General features: G+C 56.8%; 19 protein-coding genes. 4 read left to right on the top strand and 15 right to left on the bottom strand.

Annotated features, from left to right (window positions below; translation table 11 throughout):
- Positions 1 to 2: 2 nt before the first annotated feature.
- Both phoB and N2M06_RS11060 read right to left on the bottom strand, forming a co-directional pair.
- Positions 3 to 692 carry a phosphate regulon transcriptional regulator PhoB gene (gene phoB / locus N2M06_RS11055; RefSeq protein ID WP_019934247.1) on the bottom strand — a complete coding sequence of 230 codons (690 nt, stop codon included), beginning with the start codon at positions 690 to 692 and terminating at the stop codon, positions 3 to 5.
- Positions 693 to 785: 93 nt separating this feature from the next.
- Positions 786 to 1,217: an N-acetyltransferase gene (locus tag N2M06_RS11060; protein WP_019934248.1), complete on the bottom strand. Its 432-nt coding sequence runs from the start codon at positions 1,215 to 1,217 to the stop codon at positions 786 to 788.
- 174 nt (positions 1,218 to 1,391) lie between these two features.
- On the opposite strand from N2M06_RS11060, the gene rdgC reads away from it, so the two are divergent.
- Positions 1,392 to 2,300: a recombination-associated protein RdgC gene (gene rdgC, locus N2M06_RS11065; protein WP_317075226.1), complete on the top strand. Its 909-nt coding sequence runs from the start codon at positions 1,392 to 1,394 to the stop codon at positions 2,298 to 2,300.
- A gap of 151 nt (positions 2,301 to 2,451) precedes the next feature.
- Here rdgC and suhB read toward each other — a convergent pair whose 3' ends face one another.
- The 11 genes from suhB to N2M06_RS11120 form a co-directional block, all read right to left on the bottom strand.
- Positions 2,452 to 3,255 (bottom strand): inositol-1-monophosphatase, encoded by an 804-nt coding sequence (gene suhB, locus N2M06_RS11070; RefSeq protein ID WP_026344730.1) that lies wholly within the window; start codon positions 3,253 to 3,255, stop codon positions 2,452 to 2,454.
- A gap of 170 nt (positions 3,256 to 3,425) precedes the next feature.
- Complete coding sequence (locus N2M06_RS11075) at positions 3,426 to 3,677, bottom strand: YfhL family 4Fe-4S dicluster ferredoxin (protein WP_019934251.1); 252 nt, start codon at positions 3,675 to 3,677, stop codon at positions 3,426 to 3,428.
- The gene (yegQ, locus tag N2M06_RS11080; protein WP_346350780.1) at positions 3,661 to 5,055 is read right to left on the bottom strand and encodes a tRNA 5-hydroxyuridine modification protein YegQ; all 1,395 of its coding nucleotides are present in this window, start codon (positions 5,053 to 5,055) and stop codon (positions 3,661 to 3,663) included. The genes N2M06_RS11075 and yegQ overlap by 17 nt, the downstream gene beginning before the upstream one ends.
- A 95-nt stretch (positions 5,056 to 5,150) precedes the next feature.
- Positions 5,151 to 5,537, bottom strand: a complete 387-nt coding sequence (locus N2M06_RS11085; protein ID WP_317075225.1) for a NirD/YgiW/YdeI family stress tolerance protein — start codon at positions 5,535 to 5,537, stop codon at positions 5,151 to 5,153.
- Between the two features lie 231 nt (positions 5,538 to 5,768).
- Positions 5,769 to 7,547 (bottom strand): DEAD/DEAH box helicase, encoded by a 1,779-nt coding sequence (locus N2M06_RS11090; RefSeq protein ID WP_019934254.1) that lies wholly within the window; start codon positions 7,545 to 7,547, stop codon positions 5,769 to 5,771.
- Positions 7,548 to 7,673: 126 nt separating this feature from the next.
- Entirely contained in the window at positions 7,674 to 8,099 is a 426-nt protein-coding gene (locus N2M06_RS11095) for a hotdog fold thioesterase (protein WP_019934255.1), read from the bottom strand.
- Positions 8,100 to 8,159: 60 nt separating this feature from the next.
- The gene (locus tag N2M06_RS11100) at positions 8,160 to 8,402 is read right to left on the bottom strand and encodes a GlsB/YeaQ/YmgE family stress response membrane protein (protein WP_019934256.1); all 243 of its coding nucleotides are present in this window, start codon (positions 8,400 to 8,402) and stop codon (positions 8,160 to 8,162) included.
- Between the two features lie 18 nt (positions 8,403 to 8,420).
- Positions 8,421 to 11,477, bottom strand: coding sequence for an FAD-binding and (Fe-S)-binding domain-containing protein (locus N2M06_RS11105; RefSeq protein ID WP_346350781.1), 3,057 nt, complete (start codon positions 11,475 to 11,477; stop codon positions 8,421 to 8,423).
- Positions 11,478 to 11,595: 118 nt separating this feature from the next.
- Positions 11,596 to 12,543 (bottom strand): 23S rRNA pseudouridine(2604) synthase RluF, encoded by a 948-nt coding sequence (gene rluF, locus N2M06_RS11110; RefSeq protein ID WP_317075223.1) that lies wholly within the window; start codon positions 12,541 to 12,543, stop codon positions 11,596 to 11,598.
- A 302-nt stretch (positions 12,544 to 12,845) separates the two neighbouring features.
- On the bottom strand, positions 12,846 to 13,307 hold the full coding sequence (locus N2M06_RS11115) for an isoprenylcysteine carboxylmethyltransferase family protein (protein ID WP_317075222.1): 462 nt from the start codon (positions 13,305 to 13,307) through the stop codon (positions 12,846 to 12,848).
- Positions 13,304 to 15,043: a SulP family inorganic anion transporter gene (locus tag N2M06_RS11120; RefSeq protein WP_317075221.1), complete on the bottom strand. Its 1,740-nt coding sequence runs from the start codon at positions 15,041 to 15,043 to the stop codon at positions 13,304 to 13,306. Before N2M06_RS11120 ends, N2M06_RS11115 begins: the two co-directional genes overlap by 4 nt.
- A 267-nt stretch (positions 15,044 to 15,310) precedes the next feature.
- Here N2M06_RS11120 and N2M06_RS11125 point away from each other — a divergent pair, with 267 nt between their 5' ends.
- Positions 15,311 to 16,312: a response regulator gene (locus N2M06_RS11125; protein WP_317075220.1), complete on the top strand. Its 1,002-nt coding sequence runs from the start codon at positions 15,311 to 15,313 to the stop codon at positions 16,310 to 16,312.
- A gap of 4 nt (positions 16,313 to 16,316) precedes the next feature.
- Positions 16,317 to 17,276, top strand: coding sequence for a sensor domain-containing diguanylate cyclase (locus tag N2M06_RS11130; protein ID WP_019934262.1), 960 nt, complete (start codon positions 16,317 to 16,319; stop codon positions 17,274 to 17,276).
- A 7-nt stretch (positions 17,277 to 17,283) separates the two neighbouring features.
- Here N2M06_RS11130 and N2M06_RS11135 read toward each other — a convergent pair whose 3' ends face one another.
- Both N2M06_RS11135 and fabV read right to left on the bottom strand, forming a co-directional pair.
- Positions 17,284 to 17,778, bottom strand: coding sequence for an anti-virulence regulator CigR family protein (locus tag N2M06_RS11135; RefSeq protein ID WP_346350782.1), 495 nt, complete (start codon positions 17,776 to 17,778; stop codon positions 17,284 to 17,286).
- Positions 17,779 to 17,923: 145 nt separating this feature from the next.
- Complete coding sequence (gene fabV / locus N2M06_RS11140; RefSeq protein WP_317075217.1) at positions 17,924 to 19,123, bottom strand: enoyl-ACP reductase FabV; 1,200 nt, start codon at positions 19,121 to 19,123, stop codon at positions 17,924 to 17,926.
- 291 nt (positions 19,124 to 19,414) lie between these two features.
- Here fabV and N2M06_RS11145 point away from each other — a divergent pair, with 291 nt between their 5' ends.
- A complete protein-coding gene (locus N2M06_RS11145; protein WP_317075216.1) occupies positions 19,415 to 21,157 on the top strand; it encodes a DEAD/DEAH box helicase in 1,743 nt (580 codons plus the stop codon).

Below are 21,157 nucleotides of genomic sequence, written 5' to 3' on the forward strand. Positions count from 1 at the left end.
CCTCAGAGGCGAACGGAAAAACGGTAGCCGGCACCCCGTACCGTCTGAATCAGCTGGTCATGGCCACCGGCAGAAATAGCCTTGCGCAGCCGGCGAATATGCACATCCACGGTACGGTCTTCCACAAATACATTGGTGCCCCAGACGTTATTGAGCAGTTGTTCGCGGCTGTAAACCCGCTCCGGATGCGTCATAAAGAAGTGCAACAGTTTGAATTCGGTCGGCCCCATCTCAAGTTGCTGGCTGTCAGTACTGACGCGATGGCTCAGCGGATCCAGCCGCAGTCCCTGCACTTCAATCACATCTTCCACCGAGGTCGGTGCCACCCGGCGCAATACTGCCTTCAGGCGGGAAGTGAGTTCTTTGGGTGAAAACGGCTTGGTAATGTAATCATCGGCACCCACATCCAGGCCCTTGATTTTGTCTTCTTCTTCAGCCCGGGCGGTCAGCATGATCACCGGGATCTGACGGGTCAGCTCGTCTTGCTTCAGATGTTTGATAAGCTGAATACCACTGCCACCGGGCAGCATCCAGTCGAGCAGAATAAGCTCAGGATAAGGCTCTTTAATCAGCTCCAGAGCCTGGTTGTAGTCTTCGGCTTCCTGCGTTGCAAATCCTTTTTCTTCCAGCACGAAACACAACATTTCACGAATGGGTGCTTCATCCTCAACCACCAGTATTTTCCGTGTCATTTTCCCTTGCCTCTTGAGATGGGTCTTTTGGATGGAACCCATTATTGGAAGCAAGTATGACATTTTTATGAAACCATGACGCAAAGGTTTCATTTATAAGGCGGTATTAAAGCCCATGCACAGCTGTGGCTGGCCTGTGCCCGGATCCGTGCTTTCATCAGTAACGGTAAAACCGTGCTGACGATAGAAGTTCACTGCGATATCGTTTTCACAATATACGTTTAAGATCAGCTGCTTGCGACGGCGTTTGGCGGTGGCCATCAGGGCCCGGCCAATGCCTTTTTGCTGGCAGTCCGGACGAACAAACAGCGCCGCCAGATAATTATCTGCCAACGCAATAAACCCCTGTATATGCCCTTCCCGCTCGCACACCCACACTTCTGCCGAGGGCAGATAGCGGGCCCGCATCTGTTCCTGCTGCTGCCACCAGTAGGCGGCAGGCACAAAATCGTGAGCCTGCAAGGATGCCAGCAACCAGACATCCAGGATGGCATCGGTATCTTCCGGCCTGGCCTGTCGTATCATTCCCTTTCCTCCGCCCCCGCTGATAACGTCATTGTATGGACTCGCAGCCGGCCGGCGCGCGAATTTGTTCACCTCTGTGAGCAGGGTCCGCATTTATCATTCGGTAATGAACCACTGATCACAAAGTCGGATTACAGTACAATGCCTGTTTTTCGGCTCATGACCGAGGACGCCATGTGGTTTAAGAATCTGCAAGTTTACCGTTTTACCCGCCCCTTTGAACTCAGCCTCGAGGAGCTGGAAACCCAGCTGGAGAGCATGACTTTCAGCCCTTGCGGCAGCCAGGAACAAGCCAAGTTTGGCTGGATTTCCCCGCTGGGCAAGCAGGGCCAGGCCCTGACCCACAGCGCCGGCAATCAGATTTTGCTCTGTGCCAAAAAAGAAGAAAAAATGCTGCCGGGCTCTGTGGTCAATGATGAAGTCGCTGAAAAAGTGGAGTCTCTGGAAGCGGAACAGGGCCGGGCCCTGAAGAAAAAAGAAAAAGATGCCATCAAGGAAGAAGTGATTGTCAGCCTGCTGCCCCGCGCCTTCAGCCGCTTTCAGCAAACCTGGGCCTGGATTAACCCTGATGACGGCTTTATTGCCGTAGATGCCAGCTCCGCCAAGCGTGCCGAAGATCTGCTGGCGCTGCTGCGCAAGTGTATCGGCAGCCTGCCGGTGGTGCCTCTGGCCATGACCACGCCTCCGGAGCTGACCCTGACCGACTGGCTTAAAGAAGGTGCCGCTCCCGCCGGCTTTGCGCTGGAAGATGAAGCCGAACTGCGCTCGGCACTGGAGCACGGTGGTATTATTCGCGCCAAGCAGCAGGATTTGCTGAGCGATGAAATGAAAGCCCACCTCGACGCCGACAAACTGGTGACCAAGCTGGCGCTGAACTGGAGCGAGACCATCAGCTTTATTATCGGCGATGACATGAGCATCAAGCGGCTCAAGTTTTCCGAAGAGCTGCGCGAGCAGAACGATGACGTAACCAGCGAAGATGCCGCTGCCCGCTTTGACGCCGACTTTGCCCTGGTCACCGGCGAACTGTCCCGTTTTATTCCCGAGCTGATTGACGCCATGGGGGGGGAAGAAAGCCGTTAATCGGACTCAGCTACAGCCCGCCGCCAGACACCTCTTTTTGCCCCCCAAACGTGGGCCTGCAACATACAGATTCCGCGCTCAGTCCCTGAGCTCCAGCCATAAAAAAGCCCCGCTCGCTGGCGGGGCCTTGAATATCTGCTGCAAACCGGACTTAGTTGGCCAGGGATTCGGGCAGATGCTCGCGAATGGTGGACAGCATGCTTTTCAGTACCTTGGGATTGGCGCAGACCACGTTGCCGCTGCGGTCAAAGTTGTGGCCACCTACAAAGTCGGTCACGATGGCACCGGCTTCCCGGGCGATCAGACTGCCGGCGGCGGTGTCCCAGGGCTTGAGGCCCAGCTCCCAGTAACCGTCTACCCGGCCGGCGGCCACATAAACCAGATCCAGGCTGGCGGCACCGGCACGGCGAATGTCGGCACACTGCAGGAACATGCCCTTGAACATGGCCAGATAGGCATCAGTCTGGTGCTTTTGTTTGAACGGAAAACCGGTGGCCAGCACGGTATTGGTCAGATCTTTGGCCTTGCCGGTGCGAATGCGGTAGCCGTTAAGCTGAGCGCCGGATCCGCGGCTGGCGGTAAAGAGTTCATCACGAATGGGATCGTAAACAACCGCCTGCTCGGTGCGGCCTTTTACGCGCAGGGCGATGGAAACGGCAAAATGAGGAATGCCTTTCATGAAGTTGGTCGTGCCATCAAGGGGGTCGATAATCCACTGATAATCCGGGTTGCTGCCCGTCAGCTCACCGCACTCTTCACCAATAATGGTGTGCTCGGGGTAAGACTTGCGAATGGTGTTTATTACGGCACTTTCCGCGTCAAGATCGACATTGGTAACGAAATCATTCTGGCCCTTTTGACGAGTTTCCAGATTGTCCGGATTGGCAAAACCCTTGACGATAACCTGACCGGCGTTACGCGCAGCGCGTACCGCAATATTCAGCATCGGATGCATATGAGAAGACCCACTTGATGTTAAAGAACAAAATTCGAGCGCGAATTATACCAGCGTGCCCATGGCAGGCAAGGATTAATATGAATGGCTGTTAAACCGTCTGCGAGCAGTAACAAGGGCACAGGCAGCACCTTGGCCTGGTCTGTGCCGGGAGTATAAAGACGCGACCACTATGCCTGATGATGCAGCACCACAAATTTGTCCCAGAGCTGCTCTTCGGTTTCCTGATGTTCCGGATCGTTAATAATGCAGTCGATGGGACAAACACTGATGCAGGTGGGCTTGTCGTAATGGCCCACACACTCGGTGCACAGGTCCGGGTCTATCTCGTAGATCTCCGGACCGTAATAAATGGCACCGTTCGGGCACTCCGGCTCGCACATGTCGCAGTTGATGCAGTTGTCCTTAATTAACAGCGCCATCAGCCTGCTTCACATGAGGGTTGCGGGTGTCCTGCTGTTCACCCAGGTTGCGCATCAGAATGCCGTAGGTCACATCAATGTCGGCGTCGATGGGAATATACATGACATGGCCGTTACCCGGGGCCACGTCCACCTGCTCGCCCTTGCGGTTTTTCATTTGCTCCAGGGTAAAGGTGATGTTGCCCTTCGGCGTCATCAGCTCTAGGCTGTTGCCCACCAGGAACTTGTTTTTCACTTCCACTTCTACCCAGCCGCCGTCGCGCTTGGTGATCTCGCCCACAAACTGCTGGCTGGTGGACACAGAGTAGCCGTAGTCGTAGTTCTGGTAGTCGCCGTGAGCATGACGCTTCAAAAAGCCTTCGGTATAGCCGCGATGCGCCAGGTTTTCCAGGGTGCTCATCAGAGTGGTATCAAAGGGCTTGCCGGCCACCGCATCGTCAATAGCCTTGCGGTACACCTGAGCGGTGCGGGCCACGTAATAGAAGGACTTGGTACGGCCTTCAATTTTCAGTGAATGCACACCCATACTGGTCAGGCGCTCCACATACTGCACCGCGCGCAGATCCTTGGAGTTCATGATGTAGGTGCCGTGCTCGTCTTCATAGGCGGCCATATACTCGCCCGGACGGTTGCCTTCTTCCAGCAGCACCGGCTCGTCATGGGGCTTGCCGGCACCCAGAGTGGGGCTGATGTCGCTTTCTACCGGCTGCACCAGAATCGGCTCCTGCTTGTGCACTATCTGGCCGGCGTCGTCTTCCTTGGCCTCATGCACTTTGTATTCCCAGCGGCAGGCGTTGGTGCAGGTACCCTGGTTGGGATCGCGCTTGTTGATATAGCCCGACAGCAGGCAGCGTCCGGAATAGGCCATACACAAAGCGCCGTGCACAAACACTTCCAGCTCTATGGTGGGACAGTGGCTGCGAATTTCTTCAATCTCTTCCAGCGACAGCTCCCGGGACAAAATCACCCGCTCAATGCCGTAATCCTGCCAGAACTTGACCGAGGCCCAGTTAACGGCGTTGGCCTGCACCGACAGGTGAATGGGCATGTCGGGAAAATGCTCACGCACCAGCATGATAAGACCCGGATCGGACATGATCAGCGCATCGGGGCCCATGTCGACCACGGGTTTCATGTCGCGCAGAAAGGTTTTCAGCTTGGCGTTGTGAGGCTGAATATTGACCACCACATAGAACTTTTTGCCCAGCGCATGGGCTTCGTTAATGCCTATCTGCAGGTTTTCGTGGTTGAATTCGTTGTTGCGCACCCGCAGGGAGTAGCGGGGCTGGCCCGCATATACGGCATCGGCACCATAGGCAAAGGCATAGCGCATGTTCTTGAGCGAGCCGGCGGGAGAAAGTAATTCGGGTACAAACATAAGGTTCTCGTCTGATGTCAGGTCAGCAGGCCGCCACCTGATGGCAGCCGGGGCCGGTATCTTACTCTTATGTTCCCCTGATTTCGAGCATACCGTTACCGATAAGCCGGGCGTACCCGCTCCACCTCCAGCTCATTGCGACCGTCGTCCCTGTCGACTTCGGCCCAGATCAGAATTCTGCCCCGGCGGTGGCGGCGCAGTTTACGCCAGTCGTCGTCATCCATTTCTATTTTGATGGTGCCGGTGCCGTCACTGAACAGAAACTCGTCGTCATCGAGCCGGCGTACGATATGCCCGGACAGAATTATGCGGCTGTCATCCCGCAGATGTTTGGCTTCGGCCACGCTGGTGATGGGCAGCCGCTCACGGTAATTATCACGATATTCACGATCCTGGTCGTAATGCCAGTTGTCATGAGCCTGAGCCGGGGCCAGGGTCAGCCACAGCAGTCCTGCCAGACTGAAAAGAGAAACCTTGCGCATAATAGAACTCCTGCCACTGTGATGAAACGCCAATATAGGGAGTGGTTGCGAAGGAAATGGTCGCAGGCGGCAGTCACAGCCAAAGACATGCTGAAAAGAGAAACCTGTGGGACAGTTCTGGTCATATGGTGCGTCAATGAGGCATCAGTCCATTCGGTTAACACCGGGCATGCAACAAAAAAAGCCCGCCGGTATTTGCCGGCGGGCTTTTTTATTCAGCGTGAAACGGGATTAGCCGTTCAGACGCTTTTCGTTGCGACGGGGGCGGAACTTGCCGCGCTCACCACCACGCTCATCCTTGCCACGGAACTGGCGACGGGGCAGCGGGCCACCTTCGTACTTGGCCAGGTTCAGCGGACGCTGACAAACCCGTACTTTCTGCAGTACCTGCTGCAACTCGGACGGAATGCCTTCCGGCAGATCCACGGTAGAGAAGTCGTCATGGATCTGGATCTGGCCGATAAAACGGGATTCCAGATCGGCCTCGTTGGCAATGGCACCCACCAGATGGCCCGGCTTGACGCCATGTACCCGACCCACGTCAACGCGGAAGGTTTCCATGGTCACACCAGACACCTCGTCCTTGCCACCACGGCGCGGACGCTCGCCACGCTCGGGGCGGTCACCACGGCCACGGGGCTCACGGGCTTCACGCACATCCGGGCGACGGGCCGACATCGGCTTGTCTTCCACAAACAGCGGACGGTCACCCTGCAGCAGACGGGCCAGACCGGCGGCCAGGGCGGCAGTGTCCATGCCATCGGCCTGCAGCTCAGTGACCATTTCCACGAAAGGTGCCAGGGCTTTTTCGTCAGCCTCTACGCTGGTACGAATACGGGCCTTGAAGCGCTCGGCACGAATCTTGTTGATATCGTCAGCGCTGGGCATGCTCATTTCTTCAATGGGCTGGCGAGTATGACGTTCCAGATTGTACAGGCTGCGCTTTTCACGGCCGGTCACAAACAGGATGGCGTCACCTTCGCGGCCGGCACGACCGGTACGGCCAATGCGGTGCACGTAAGACTCGTTATCATGGGGCATGTCGTAGTTGATAACATGACTGATGCGCTCCACGTCCAGACCACGGGCTACCACATCGGTGGCAACCAGCACGTTCAGACGGCCGTTTTTCAGACGATCTACCACTTTTTCCCGCAGTTTCTGCGGAATATCACCGTGCAGAGCTTCACAGGCATGGCCTTCACGGGTCATCATTTCAGCCACATCTTCCGCATCTTTGCGGGTGCGCACAAACACCAGACAGGCGTCCATGTTTTCAGTTTCTACCAGACGGCACAGGGCTTCCTGCTTGGGCATGCCACGCACAAACCAGTAACGCTGGCGAATGCTGGCGTTGGTGCGGGTTTTGTTGGCAATGCGCACTTCCTGCGGATTCTTCAGGTATTTCTGAGCAACACGCTGAATGGCCGGCGGCATGGTGGCAGAGAACAGCGCGATCTGACGGGTGTCCGGAGTGTGCTCCAGAATCCATTCCACGTCGTCGATAAAGCCCATACGCAGCATTTCGTCGGCTTCATCCAGCACCAGCGCCTGCAGGTTGTCCAGCTTGAGGGTGCCACGGCGCATGTGGTCCATGACCCGGCCGGGAGTACCCACTACGATATCAACACCGCGCTTGAGAGCACGGATCTGGCTGTCGTAGGCCTGACCACCGTAGATGGACATGATACGAATGTCTTTCTGATATTTGGCGTAGTTTTCAAAGGACTCAGCCACCTGAATTGCCAGCTCCCGAGTCGGGGCCAGTACCAGCACCTGCGGATAGGCGTTACCGCCGGTAATGCGGCTCAGCATCGGCAGAGCAAAAGCAGCCGTTTTGCCGGTACCGGTCTGGGCCAGACCCAGTACGTCGCGCCCGGTCAGCAGCGTCGGAATGGCGGCGGCCTGAATAGCAGAAGGCTGCTCATAACCGGCGTCGGTCAGAGCTTGAAGAACGGCAGGCGCCAGCCCGAGGTCAGCAAAAGCGGGTACTACAGAGGTATTTGTCATTTATTAACAGTTCCGAAAAAATAAAATGTCGGCGGACTGATACAGTAAAAGGCCGGGGAAAAGCCAATACTCACTCAAAGCGAGGGCTTTTCTTTACACGAAATGTGTCACATAAGATACACAAGGCTAATCTGGCCGTTTTTGTCTCAACACCGCCATGGTTAACCGGCTGGTACATACCAGGCGGTTACGCTCGTCATGGATGTCGATCTGCCAGACTTGTGTCGTCGCGCCCAAATGGAGGGGACGTGCGGTTCCTGTTACCAGGCCGCTTCGTTTGGCGCGGACGTGATTTGCGTTAACTCCCTGACCAACGCAATAAAAACCCGCTTCAACGCACATATTGGCAGCTACTGAACCCAGGGTTTCGGCAAACGCGACACTCGCGCCGCCATGTAACATGCCAAGAGGCTGATGAGTACGGCTGTCTACCGGCATGGTGCCGCGTAGAAAATCGTGACCCACTTCACAAAAGGTCATGCCCAGCTGGGCTGCGAGCGTATTCTCCGACAGTTGGTTCAAACTGTCCAGTGTAAATTCACGTTTCCACATATTTAACTGCAGGGATTAGGGAATGGGATCGCTAACCCCTGATCCCGAGTCCCTATTCCCTCATCTTTTTTTGATTTTGCCGACGATAAAGATAAGCAGCACGGCACCGGCCACCGAGGTGACCAGAGAGCCGATAATGCCGGTGCTTTTAAGGCCGATCAGCCCAAACACCACGCCGCCCAGAAAGCCGCCCACCAGTCCAATAACAATATTGCCCAGCAGGCCAAAGCCACCGCCTCTGGTCAGATTGCCGGCAATCCAGCCCGCCAGACCACCGATAATCAGTCCTAAAATAAGACCCATATGTTTCTCCTTGTTGGTTTACGCCAACAAGCTTAGCAAGGCCTGCACCGGATGGCGAAGCCCCTCGCCCTCAATACGTTTGACCTGACTGCGGCAGGAGAAGCCAGTGGCCAGGCAACGTTCCCGTGGCAGCTGGCTCAGAGGCTCGGCCCAGCTCATGGCAAACAGGGTCCGCGAGCCCTCGGCGTGTTCCCGCTCGTGGCCATAGGTGCCGGCCATGCCGCAGCAGCCCACGGGCACGGCTTCCAGTGTTGCACCCAAATGGGCAAAAATACGGCTCCAGTCCTGATGGGTGGTGGGCTTGGCGGTTTTTTCGGTGCAGTGAGCAAACAGATGCCAGGACTCGCCGGTGCTTTCCCGGGCCGGAATCCTGTCCAGCATACCCAGTAGCCACTCCTGAGGCAGTAATACCTCAAAGTCACCCCGGGCCGGCCCCAGTACTTTGGCGTATTCATCCCGGTAGCAAAGTACCAGAGACGGATCCACGCCCACCATGGGAATATTGAGCCGGGCCAGCCGGTTCAGAAACTGGGCGCTGTCGGCAGCCATACCGGCAAAACGGCGCAAAAAACCCTTTACATGAGCCGGCTTGCCGTTGGGCCTGAACGGCAGCACCACCGGATTAAAGCCCAGTGCCGTGGCCAGGCGCACCAGATCGTGCACCACGCCGGCGTCGTAGAAGGAAGTAAAGGGATCCTGTACCACCAGCAGGGTGTTGGCCCGCTCTTCATCCCCCAGCGCTTGCAACTGTTCCAGGTCAAACTGCGCCGCCGGACTGTTGCCAAGGCGCTTTTTCAGGCTGGGCTGGCTCAGGGCCGGCATATCTACCATGCCAAGCAGTGAGGAGGTACCGCTCTGCACCCACTTGTGGTTCATAATGGGGTTGAACAAGCCCGGTGCTTTGGCCATCCAGGGGGTATAGGTTTCTACCCAGGACACCAGATAATCCCGGGGCGGACGCTGATAGCGCTGATGATACAGCTGCAAAAAGCGCGCGCGGAAGGTGGGCACGTCCACCTTGATCGGACACTGGCTGGAGCAGGCCTTGCACGCCAGGCAGCCATCCATGGCCTCTTTCACCTCATGGGAGAAATCGTACTCGCCACGGCGCTTGTCGAGGGTGTGCTTGATGCGCAGCACCATGTTCTTGACGCTGGTGCTGCGGCTTTGCACCGCGGCCTCGCCGGTCATGGGGTCAAAGCCCTGAGCCGACAGCTGACGCAGCCACTCCCGCACCAGACCGGCCCGCCCCTTGGGCGAGTAACGACGGTCGGCGGAGAGCTTCATCGACGGGCACATGGGCGAGCGCACATCAAAATCAAAGCACAGGCCGTTGCCGTTACAGTCCATGGCCTGGGTAAAGCCGTCGCGCACATGCACCGGAATTTGCCGGTCAAAATAACCACGCTTGGTGGCATCCACCGATACCAGCTGCTCCAGGCTGTTCAGCGGCGTGCAGATTTTGCCCGGATTCAGCCGGTTAAAGGGATCAAAAGCCGACTTGATGCGGCGCAGCTCGGTAAACAGCACCTCGCCAAAGAAGGTAGGGCTGTATTCGGAGCGAAAACCCTTACCATGCTCACCCCACATCAGGCCGCCATATTTGGCGGTGAGCGCATTCACCTTGTCAGAAATACGCCGCAGCATGACTTCCTGCTCGGGATCGGTCATGTCGAGAGCAGGGCGAACATGCAGCACACCGGCATCCACATGGCCGAACATGCCGTATTGCAGGCCATGATTATCCAGCAGCTCGCGGAACTCCATAATATAGTCCGCCAGGTGCTTAGGGGGCACAGCGGTATCTTCCACAAAAGCTACCGGCTTTTTGCGGCCCTGAGTATTGCCCAGCAGGCCCACCGCCTTTTTGCGCATGCCGTAAATGCGGTTGATGGACGAAAGATCATCGCACACCTGATAACCAATAACGCCCGCTTCGCCCCGTTCAATCAGGCCGTCGAGCCGCTGGCACAGCGCCTCCACTTTTTCCCGCTGGGCGGTCTCGTCCTCGTCGGCGTATTCCACCATATTGAGGCCGTCCATCACTCGGCCGGGCACGTCCTGAATGAGATCGCTCACCGAATGCCAGATAATGTCTTCCCGGGCCAGATTCAGTACCTTTGAGTCGACAGTTTCCACCGACAGCGCCTTGGCCTCCACCATCAGGGGGGCATTGCGCAGAGCCGACTCAAAACTGTCGTACTTGACGTTGACCAGGGTACGGCAGTTGGGAATGGGCGTCAGATCCAGCCAGGCTTCGGTAATAAAGGCGAGCGACCCTTCCGAGCCGCACAGAATGCGGGTCAGATCCAGGGTATGGGTACGCTTATCGTAAACGTGTTTCAGATCGTAACCAGTGAGAAAACGGTTCAGTTTGGGAAAGCGCTGCTCAATTTCTCCGGCATGGCCGGTCACGCTGTGATATACGCAACGGTACAGCTCCCCTTCCCGGCTGTCTTCTTCCAGCTTCTGGTCGAGCGCCTCGCCGGAGACAGGGCCGGTTTCAATCAGGGTGCCGTCCACCAGTACGGCAGTCACGCCCAGCACATGATCCGAGGTTTTGCCGTACACCAGCGAGCCCTGACCGGAGGCATCGGTATTGATCATGCCGCCGATTGTAGCCCGGTTACTGGTGGACAAGTCCGGCGAGAAGAACAGGTTGTGGGGTTTGACCAGCTGGTTGAGCCTGTCTTTTACCATGCCGGTCTGAATGCGCACCCGGCGGCCAGCAGCGTCCATGGTGACCAGTTGGGTCATGTGCCGGGACAGGTCCACCACTATATTGTCGTTGAGAGACTGGCCGTTGGTGCCGGTGCCACCGCCCCGGGGAGAGAAACGAATTTCCTTGTAGGCGTCCCTGGACGCCAGGGTCAGCATCACCACCAGATCCTGGGAGGAGCGCGGAAATACCACCGCCTGGGGCAGGCACTGATAGACGCTGTTGTCGGTGGCCACTGCCAGCCGGCTGGCGTAACTGCGCTCTATATCGCCACGAAAGCCGCTGTCAGCCAGCGCGTCAAGAAATGAATAATAGGTGGGGGTTGTCTGCTGTTGCAGCGCTAACCTTGGGATCATGACCTGCGTCCCCTTTGTCCTTGTCGGTATTGCCCAGAATGGCGGTCATTATACACCGCCACGGCATTTGAGCGAGAGCCACAAGGACGTCCGGACATCTTCAGATAAAGAGATAGCCTCAGTCTTTTTTACGGCGGCCCGATGCAGGCCCCTTCCAGCGTTGAATGCGGGAACTGCCCGGCTTGTTGTGCTGGCCATCTCGTTCTTTGCGCGGGTTTCCCCGAGACTGCCCCTGAGGCTGTGGTTTACGGCGTTCATTGTTAACCGGGCGGCGAGCCTGGGCAGGTGCCGCACGTGGCCCCTGGCGAGCGGCTTTGGGCTGTTCCAGAACCGAGGCTTCTTCGGTTTTGCTGGAGCCGGCAATCATGTTGTTAATCAGCGCCAGCTCTTCTTCAGTAACATAGCGCCACTCCCCCGGCTTAAGGTTGCCGAGGTGAATATTCATGATGCGTACCCGCTTCAGGCTGGTTACCCGGTAATCAAGATATTCCGCCATGCGCCGGATTTGCCGGTTCAGCCCCTGAGTCAGAATAATATTAATGGTTCTGGGGCCGATTTTGCGCACCTTGCAGGGTTTGGTGACGGTATCGAGAATGGGCACCCCTGCCGACATTTTTGCTACAAAGTCATCGGTGATCGGTTTGTCCATGGATACGATATATTCTTTTTCATGGGCATTGCCGGCGCGCAGTATCTTGTTGACGATATCACCGTCGTTGGTCAGCAAAATCAGCCCGCAGGACGGCTTGTCGAGCCGGCCGATGGGAAAAATGCGGGCGTGATAGTTCACCGCATCCACGATATTTTCGGGCACGGCGCTGTCGGTGGTGCAGGTAATGCCAATGGGCTTGTTATAGACCAGATAAACCGCTTTGGGCTTGGCCCGCAGCGGCTTGCCACGAACGGTGATCTCGTCGGCGTCACTGACCCGCACACCCATGCCGGCCACTTCGCCGTTTACTTTCACCAGGCCCTGTTCAATCAGCCGGTCGGCTTCCCGCCGGGAGCAGATGCCGGTTTCACTGATAAATTTATTCAGGCGGGTATCGAGAGGGGTATCGGTCATGGCAGCTCCTTACCGGTAATTAAAAACAGCCGGGCAAAGGCTGAAAAGAGCAGGCCTGGCTAAACCGCGCCAGTGTAAGGCGCAGACACCCACCCCGCAAGGGCTGGCGCTCGCTGAAAGAGTCTGCCATGCGAAGCAACAGCGCGGTTGCGCTCAGCCGACACGCTTCGTTAAAGGCCACTCACTAAAAATACCTGCTGCAAACATACTCAATGTTCGGTCAGGCTTTTTATTTCGTCACGGCGTGCCGGAGAAGTAGTGTGCTTTGTCCGACAAGGGTGCACGGGCTTACAGGCAAGGAGTTAAAGCCAGCGCCGTACCCGATTGCAATAGTCGGTGTAGGCTTTGCCAAAGCGCAGCGTCAGGGCGCGCTCTTCGGCGGCGATTTGCACTCGGTTCATATAGACCACAAACAGTACCGGCCCCAGCAGCGCCGGCCAGCTTTGCAGCCAAAGCGCCCAGGCCAGCAGCCAGAGGGCATCGCCCAGATAAATGGGGTTGCGCGAACGAGCAAACACGCCGTTAGTGACCAGCCGGCTGGCCCGCTCCGGCGTAAAGGGCAGCAGCGTAGTATGAGCCTGTTGCAGCGACCGGGCCGCCAGCACCATCAAGCCAATACCCGCAAGTAAGGGCCCCCAGGCCAGCCAGCGTGGCCAGAAAACGGTCAGCCCGGGCAGCCAGCCGGCCATCAGCCACATCAGGCCCGCCACCAATGCCGCCACGGCGGGCGGCGGCAGCCACAACAACAAGCGGGCCTTGCTCATGCCTCGCTCCTAACCGCTTCGGTTACTTGCGGGGTCACTACCGGCATGGGGGTGTGATAACAGCGGGTCATGCGCAAAGCCTCATACAAGTCGGGATAAACCAGCACACCTTCTTCGCCAACCCTGATTCCTGCCTGCTGAAGCCAATGGGTCATCTGAGTGCGCCGGCCTGCCATTACCATATGAATACCCCGGCGTTTCAGCTCCTTATGCAGCTCCCCTACCACACTCATCACGCTGATATCCTGATGAGTAAAACAGGAAACCGCATCAATGATCAGACAATTGGGCTGTGCTTTCTCCAGTCCGATTAATGCCAGCACCCGGCGCTTGAAATAAGAGGCGTTAAAGTAAGTCAGGGGAGAATTGAACCGGTAAATAAGCACACCGGCAATGGCCTTCACTTCTTCATTACGGCCAAGAGTGTGCACCACCCCCTCTTCGTTCATGCCCATCAGCTGATCCGTGGGTCGCATCACATTGCGCAGAAACTGAAACAGCCCCAGCAACACCGCCAGCGTAATACCGGGAATAACCCCCATAAAGAGTACGCTGATAAAAGTAATCCAGGCCAGCCAGAAAGCAGGCTTGTCAGACTTGTGCAACTGCCACTGGCCACGCAGGTTAATCAGAGACCAGGACGCCATCACCAGCACTATTCCCAGTGCAGCGGTAGGAATATATTGCAATGGTTCGGTCAGAAAAAAAGTCACGCCAGCAATTACACCGGCAGCCACAATGGAAACCAGCTGACTTTTGCCGCCGTTGGCATCGTTCACGGCAGTGCGGGAGTCGGCCCCACTGATAGCAAATCCCTGAGAAACAGCCGAGGCCAGATTGGCCACTCCCAGCGCACGAAACTCTCTGTCGGCATCGATATCATAGCCGTTGCGGGCGGCAAAGCTGCGGGCAGTGAGCATCATGGATACAAAGCTTACCATAGCCAGGTTCAGTGCCGGCAGCACCAGATCCCGCATCAGACCGGGAGGAAACTCAGGCAGCTGAAAATCGGGAATGCCCTCTGACAAACTTCCTACCACGGCAATATTCAGTCGCTCCGGACCCAAGTACCAAAGCACACCAGCAGCGACAACCAGCGCCAGTAAACTGCTGGGCCAGAGCGGACGGTAGTGCCGGCATAACAGCATAATAATCAGTGTCAGAGCACTGACTCCCAAGGTGGGCCAGTGCACCAGGGCCAGATAATCCGGCGTGGCAGCGAGACGCTCTATTAACTGGGATTCATCAAAGGTAAAGCCAAAAATCCGCGACAGCTGACCCACCATAATGGTGATGGCCACCCCGTTAAGCAGACCCAGTAAAATAGGCCGTGATAAAAAGTCGGCCAGCACTCCCAGCCGAAAATAACTGGCCGCCAGACACCATAGTCCGGTCATGGCGGTCATGGTCATGACCAGTTGCCAGTGGCGGGTAGCATCGCCGGCGGCCAGCGGCGTCACTACAGCGGCAATTACAGCGCAGGTGGCCGCATCCGGTCCCACTATCAACTGACGGGAAGTACCAAAAAACGCGTAAGCGATCATGGGTAAAATACAGGAGTAAAGCCCCACCACAGCACTCACACCGGCAAGCTCGGCATAGGCAATGGCAACCGGCAGGGCTACCGCCGCCACCGACAGGCCGGCACGAACATCATCAGCCAGCCAGTCACGCCGGTAATCCAGCAGTGTGACCAGGCCGGGCATCCAGCGCGACAACGAAAAAAAATCCTGCATGTTTAAACACATTCCCGTGCAACGAGCCACTGCTCCTCGTTTTCAATATGAGTCAGACGGCACTAATTCACAATATATTAGCTTGATTATCAACTGGTTAGATATTAACCATTCATTTGGGCGCACTGATGGTGTGCGGTTGCCAGGCGTCAGCCTCAGGAATATACCGCCCTTTATACAGACTGCCTACTGCCTGCGCTTTTTTACGTAAAGTTTATGTGGTTAAATCGTTAATACTCACACCAACGCTGCCGGGGCCGCACTGCCATGACCATTCAAATATTGATTTGCGATGACTCGGCGGTTGCCCGTAAGCAAATGGCCAGATCCCTGCCCGAAGACTGGCAAGTCAGCCTGCATTTTGCCGGTCATGGCCTTGAAGCGCTGGCCATGCTGCGCCAGCAGACGTTTGACCTGCTGTTTCTCGATCTCAATATGCCGAAGCTGGACGGTTTTGGTGTGCTGGAAGCGCTGCGCCGGGAGCAGCTGGAAGTATTCACTCTGGTGGTATCGGCAGATATTCAGCCCAGAGCACGGGAGCGGGTGATGGCGCTGGGAGCCATGGCGTTTATTGCCAAACCTGTCAACAACATGGAGCTGAGCGGCCTGCTGCATCAATATGGGCTATATCAACCCGGTAATACCCGTTTTGCTGCGCCGGCCCGGCTCCCGGAACACGGGTTGCAACTGACCGATTATCTGCAGGAAGTGGCCAATATTGCCATGGGCAGAGCATCGGATCTGCTGGCCCGGCTCTTGAATGTATTTGTACCCCAGCCCATTCCCAGAGTGGCCCATATTGCCCGCGGTGAACTGAGTATGGCCATCAGCGCCGCTGATGAGCACAGTGGTTTTTCTGCTGTGTGTCAGGGCTTTGTCGGTGCCGGCATTTCAGGCGAGGCGTTACTGCTGTTTTCCGACAAAGGCATGGATGCCATGATGCAGTTACTGCACTACGACGCCGCCGATGCGATATCTCCGGATGTGGAAGTGTTAATGGATATGTCCAGCATACTGTTTGGTGCCTTTCTCAAGGGCCTTGGCGATCAGCTGGATGTACGTCTGGGCCTGGGCCAGCCTACCGTGCTGGGCAGACATCAGCCCATCAGTACACTGCTTGAACATCACCGCCATCGCCAGGAACAACTGCTGTGTATTGAAATTCCTTATGTGCTGGAGCAACAGCACATTCACTGCAACCTGCTGGTGCTGCTGACAGAAACCTCACTCAGCCGGCTGCAGCAAAAGCTTGCCTATCTGACGGAGTAGATTTATGCCCCTGACCGGAAACAGCCCGCGGGAGTTTCACTGGCTTATCGATATGCTGGAGTCGGTTGATATTGGCCTGGTGGTACTGGATAAGGACTTCAGTATTGCGCTGTGGAACGACTTTATGGAAAACCACAGCGGCCTGAACGCGGCCGAAGTCCGTGGCAAGAATATCTTCAGCCAGTTTCCAGCCCTGCCGGAGCAATGGCTGAGACGCAAGGTAGATACGGTGGTCACGCTCAATACCCGTACCTTTACCAGCTGGGAGCAACGCCCCTGGCTGTTTCCCTTTCGCAGCACCCGGCCTATTACCGGCACTCATGACTATATGTTCCAGAACCTGACCATACACCCGCTGGCTGAGCCTGACGGCAGCATTCAGCGCGTATGTCTTATGGTGTATGACGTGACCGACGTCGCCACCAGCAAGCTGGCACTGGAGCAAGCCAATGAACAGCTCTCTCTGCTGAGTATCACGGATCCGCTGACCGGCTTGCAGAACCGGGGCAGCTGGGAAAATCTGCTCCAGGCAGAATTTTCCCGCTTTCAGCGCTATCACCAGGCCGGTACCCTGGTCATGCTGGATATCGATCACTTCAAGGTCATTAACGATCGTTATGGTCACCCCGCTGGTGACGATGTGATTCGTCACCTGGCCAGTCTGATTAAGTCTCTGCTGCGGGATGCTGACACGGCAGGCCGCTATGGCGGTGAGGAGTTTGCCCTTATTTTGCCGCAAACCGATGCAGAAGGTGCGGGTGTGATTGCCGAACGGCTGCGTCTGGCCGTCAGCAGCGAGCCGGTAATGACTCATGGTGAAATCATCCATTACACCATCAGCCTGGGTCTGGCAGCTCTGACCCCGGACCTGAGCAGTGCTGCAGACTGGTTGCAGCGTGCAGACAAAGCACTGTATCAGGCCAAAAACTCGGGCCGTAACCGGGTGTGTGTCTGCCAGGCATAAGCATCACTTATCTGAGGATATCATCCAGAATATAACGGACGTTTTCCGTGGCAAGATCCACCAGCACCGCCTTGTTATCAACCCGCCGCCACTCATAACCTTCATAGTAAGGCAGACGCTCACGCAGGCGGGGATCAAAGCGTTTGGCAATGCCCGGTGGCAGTGGCTTGCCCCGGCGCAGATTTTTGGCTATGCCCGGCGGCAGACTGTGTCTGTCATCATAATCCAGCCAGTCTCTGTGCTCGCTGAACAGCCGGCGCAGCAGCCGTTCATCAATATCGGGATCACGGCGGTAACGGCGATCATTCTCGTGGCGGTCATCGCGTCTGTGCTCACGGTATTCACCACGCCGGTCATCCTTGCGCCGATCATCGTGCTGCCATTTGTGCTCTTTCTCACGACCTAGCGCATGATCAGGCCCCTTGCCTTCCGGCGGCTGGGCCTGCACCGGCATTGTCAGCCCAGCCAGCAGCGCCGAAATGATAATGGTTTTTCTGTTCATGATGCCTCCGCTCTCCTTACTGTATTCAGTAACTCTAGTGTGAGTCAGGCCCGCTGACTATTTACGCCAGCCGGTCACGGGACACATATTGGCGCAGTTATAAAAAAAGCCCCTTGCGGGGCTTTATCAGAATAGCTCAATCAGCTCAGGCCAGTTCAATCACATCAAAGTCGACTTGGGTATCCACATCGGCGTCGTAATCCACGCCCTGCAGGCCAAAGCCGAACAGGCGCAGGAATTCGTCCTTGTAGCCCTGATAGTCGGTAAGCTGGTATATATTGTCATCCTGCACCTGCTGCCAGATCTCACGGCAGGCGTTCTGTACTTCATCACGCAACTCCCAGTCGTCCAGGCGCAGGCGATTTTGTTCATCCACCGATGCCGGCTGGGCGCTGTAGAGGCGATCATAAAACAGGCGCTGAATCTGCTCGATGCAGCCTTCGTGAATGCCCTGCTCCTTCATCACCTTAAAGGCCATGGAGATGTACAGCGGCATCACCGGAATGGCGGCAGAAGCCTGAGTAACGACGGACTTCAACACCGCCACATGCGCGTTGCCGCCGCGCGCTTTCAGCTTGCTGTCGATGGCGTGAGCGGCGCGATCCAGATCTTCCTTGGCCTTGCCAAGAGTGCCGTGCCAGTAGATGGGCCAGGTGAGATCGGTGCCAATGTAGGAATAGGCCACGGACTTGGCCCCCTCGGCCAGCACGCCTGCCTCTTCCAGGGCGTTCATCCACAGCTCCCAGTCCTGGCCGCCCATCACTTGAATGGTGTCGGCAATTTCCTGCTCATTGGCAGGCTCTACCACGGCTTCTACCAGTACATCTTTGTTGGTGTCCAGGGCAGTAGACTTATAGGGCTCGCCAATGGGCTTGAGCGCGGAACGCACCACTTCACCGCTGTCGGGCAGTTTGCGCACCGGAGACGCCAGGGAATAGACCACCAGATCGATCTCGCCCAGATCCTGCTTGATAAGCTCAATCACTGTTTCGCGACATTCGTTGGAGAAGGCGTCGCCGTTGATGCTCTTGGCGTACAAACCTGCTTCCTTGGCGGCCTTGTCAAAAGCGGCGGCATTATACCAGCCGGCGGTGCCGGTTTTTTTCTCGGTGCCCGGTTTTTCAAAGAAGACACCTATGGTGGCGGCATCGCTGCCAAAGGCGGCATTAATGCGGGACGCCAGACCGTAACCGGTGGATGCGCCGATCACCAGCACCTTTTTCGGCCCCTGCGCCAGTTTGCCCTTGCTTTTGACGTAGGCGATCTGCTCACGTACATTCGCCTCACAGCCAACCGGATGGGTGGTAGTGCAGATAAAGCCACGAACCTTGGGTTTGATGATCATAAACTTGATAGCCTCGGTTATTACAAACAATAGGCGCTAAAGATACCCTATTCCGAAGCAAATGTGAGGCCCAAATTGCCTGCCGCCAGCCTCACGATGCAGCAGCAGGGTTACCTGCGCCGACACGCTTCAAGCCCATCCATGGAACGCTCGGCAAATGCCATCCATGGCATTTGACGGTCGGCTCCGGCAATCCCTGCTGCTGCATCGCCTGACTTCGAGGCCGCCTGTTGGTGCTTCGCATGGCGGAGGTAACAGACGACGTGCAGATTTCGAGCTTTAGTGAGAACAATGTTTACATTACGTCCCTATCAGCAGGAGGCGGTTGACCGCACTCTTGCCTATTTTCGCCGTCACAGCGAGCCCGGCGTGCTGGTGCTGCCCACCGGGGCCGGAAAGAGCCTGGTGATTGCCGAGCTGGCGCGACTGGCCAAAGGCCGGGTGCTGGTGCTGGCCCATGTGCGTGAGCTGGTGGAGCAAAACCATGCCAAATACCAGGCTTACGGCGTGGACGCCGATATTTTTTCCGCCGGCCTGAAGCGCAGGGAAAGCCGCCGTCAGGTGGTGTTTGGCTCGGTACAGTCGGTGGCCCGTAATCTGGATGTCTTCAGCGGTTTTAGCCTGGTGATTATCGATGAATGCCACCGGGTCTCCGATGATGACAACAGTCAGTATGCGCAGGTGATTAATCATTTGCGCCGGAGCAATCCGGCGCTCAAGGTACTGGGACTGACCGCCACTCCCTACCGGCTGGGGCTGGGCTGGATTTACCGCACGCATCATAATGGCATGGTGCGCAGCCGGGGCCCGCGTTTTTTTGAGCATTGCCTGTTTGAGCTGCCGCTGCGGCTGATGATCAAGCAGGGCTACCTGTGTCCGCCGGATCTGGTGGATGCCCCCGTGGTGCATTACGATTTTTCCCGTTTGTATGAACAGGGGCTCTTTACCGAGCAGGCGCTGGAGCGGGAGCTGGCCCGTCAGCCCAGGGTCACCCCTCATGTGGTGGAGCAGATAAAAGACTACGCCGAAGAACGCCGGGGCGTGATGATCTTTGCCGCCACAGTGCGCCATGCCACCGAGGTGGCCGGCCTCTTGCCTGAGAAACAAACTGCGCTGGTAACCGGCGAGACTCCCGGGCCGGAGCGGGATGCCATTATCCATCGCTTCAAGGCGCGTGAGCTGAAATATCTGGTGAACGTGGCTGTGCTCACCACCGGCTTTGATGCTCCCCATGTGGATCTGATTGCCATTTTGCGTCCCACCCAGTCGGTGGCCCTGTATCAGCAGATCATCGGCCGGGGCCTGCGCCTCAGCCCGGGTAAAACCGATTGTCTGGTACTGGATTATGCCGGCAACAATATGGACATTTTTGCGCCGGAAGTGGGCGAGCCCAGACCCGACCCGGACACCACTCAGGTACAGGTGCTCTGCCCCGCCTGCGGCTTTGCCAATATTTTCTGGGGCAAGACCGACAGCGAGGGCCGCGTGCTGGAGCATTTTGGCCGTCGTTGTCAGGGCTTGTTCGAAACCGATGACGGCGAGCAGGAAGAATGCGGCTATCGCTTTCGTTTTAAAAGCTGCCCTCAGTGTCTGGCGGAAAACGACATTGCCGCCCGTCAGTGCCATGACTGTGGCGAAGTGCTGGTGGATCCGGACAAAAAACTGAAAGACGCGCTGGCGCTGAAGGATGCCCTGGTGCTGCGCTGCGCCGGTCTGACCCTTGAAAGCGCCGCCGGCAAACATGGTCCTGCGCTCAAGGTGACCTATCACGACGAGGACGGCACCGAGCTGCAGAAATGGTATGCTTTTGACAAAAAAGGCCCCAAGGGCCGTTTTTACAAGGAATTTGTGCGTCCACACTGGCCGGCACCGGGCACTGAGCCCGAGTTTGCCAGTCTGGAGCAGGTGCTGGCTGCCGCCGGCCGTTTTCGTCATCCGGACTTTGTGATTGCCCGGGCCTTTAAACGGGGCTGGCAAATTCGGGAAACCATTTTTGATTATCGGGGTCGGTTTCGTACCGCCCATGCCTTATAA

Source organism: Oceanimonas sp. AH20CE76, assembly GCF_039654065.1.
Classification (GTDB): Bacteria; Pseudomonadota; Gammaproteobacteria; order Enterobacterales; family Aeromonadaceae; genus Oceanimonas; species Oceanimonas smirnovii.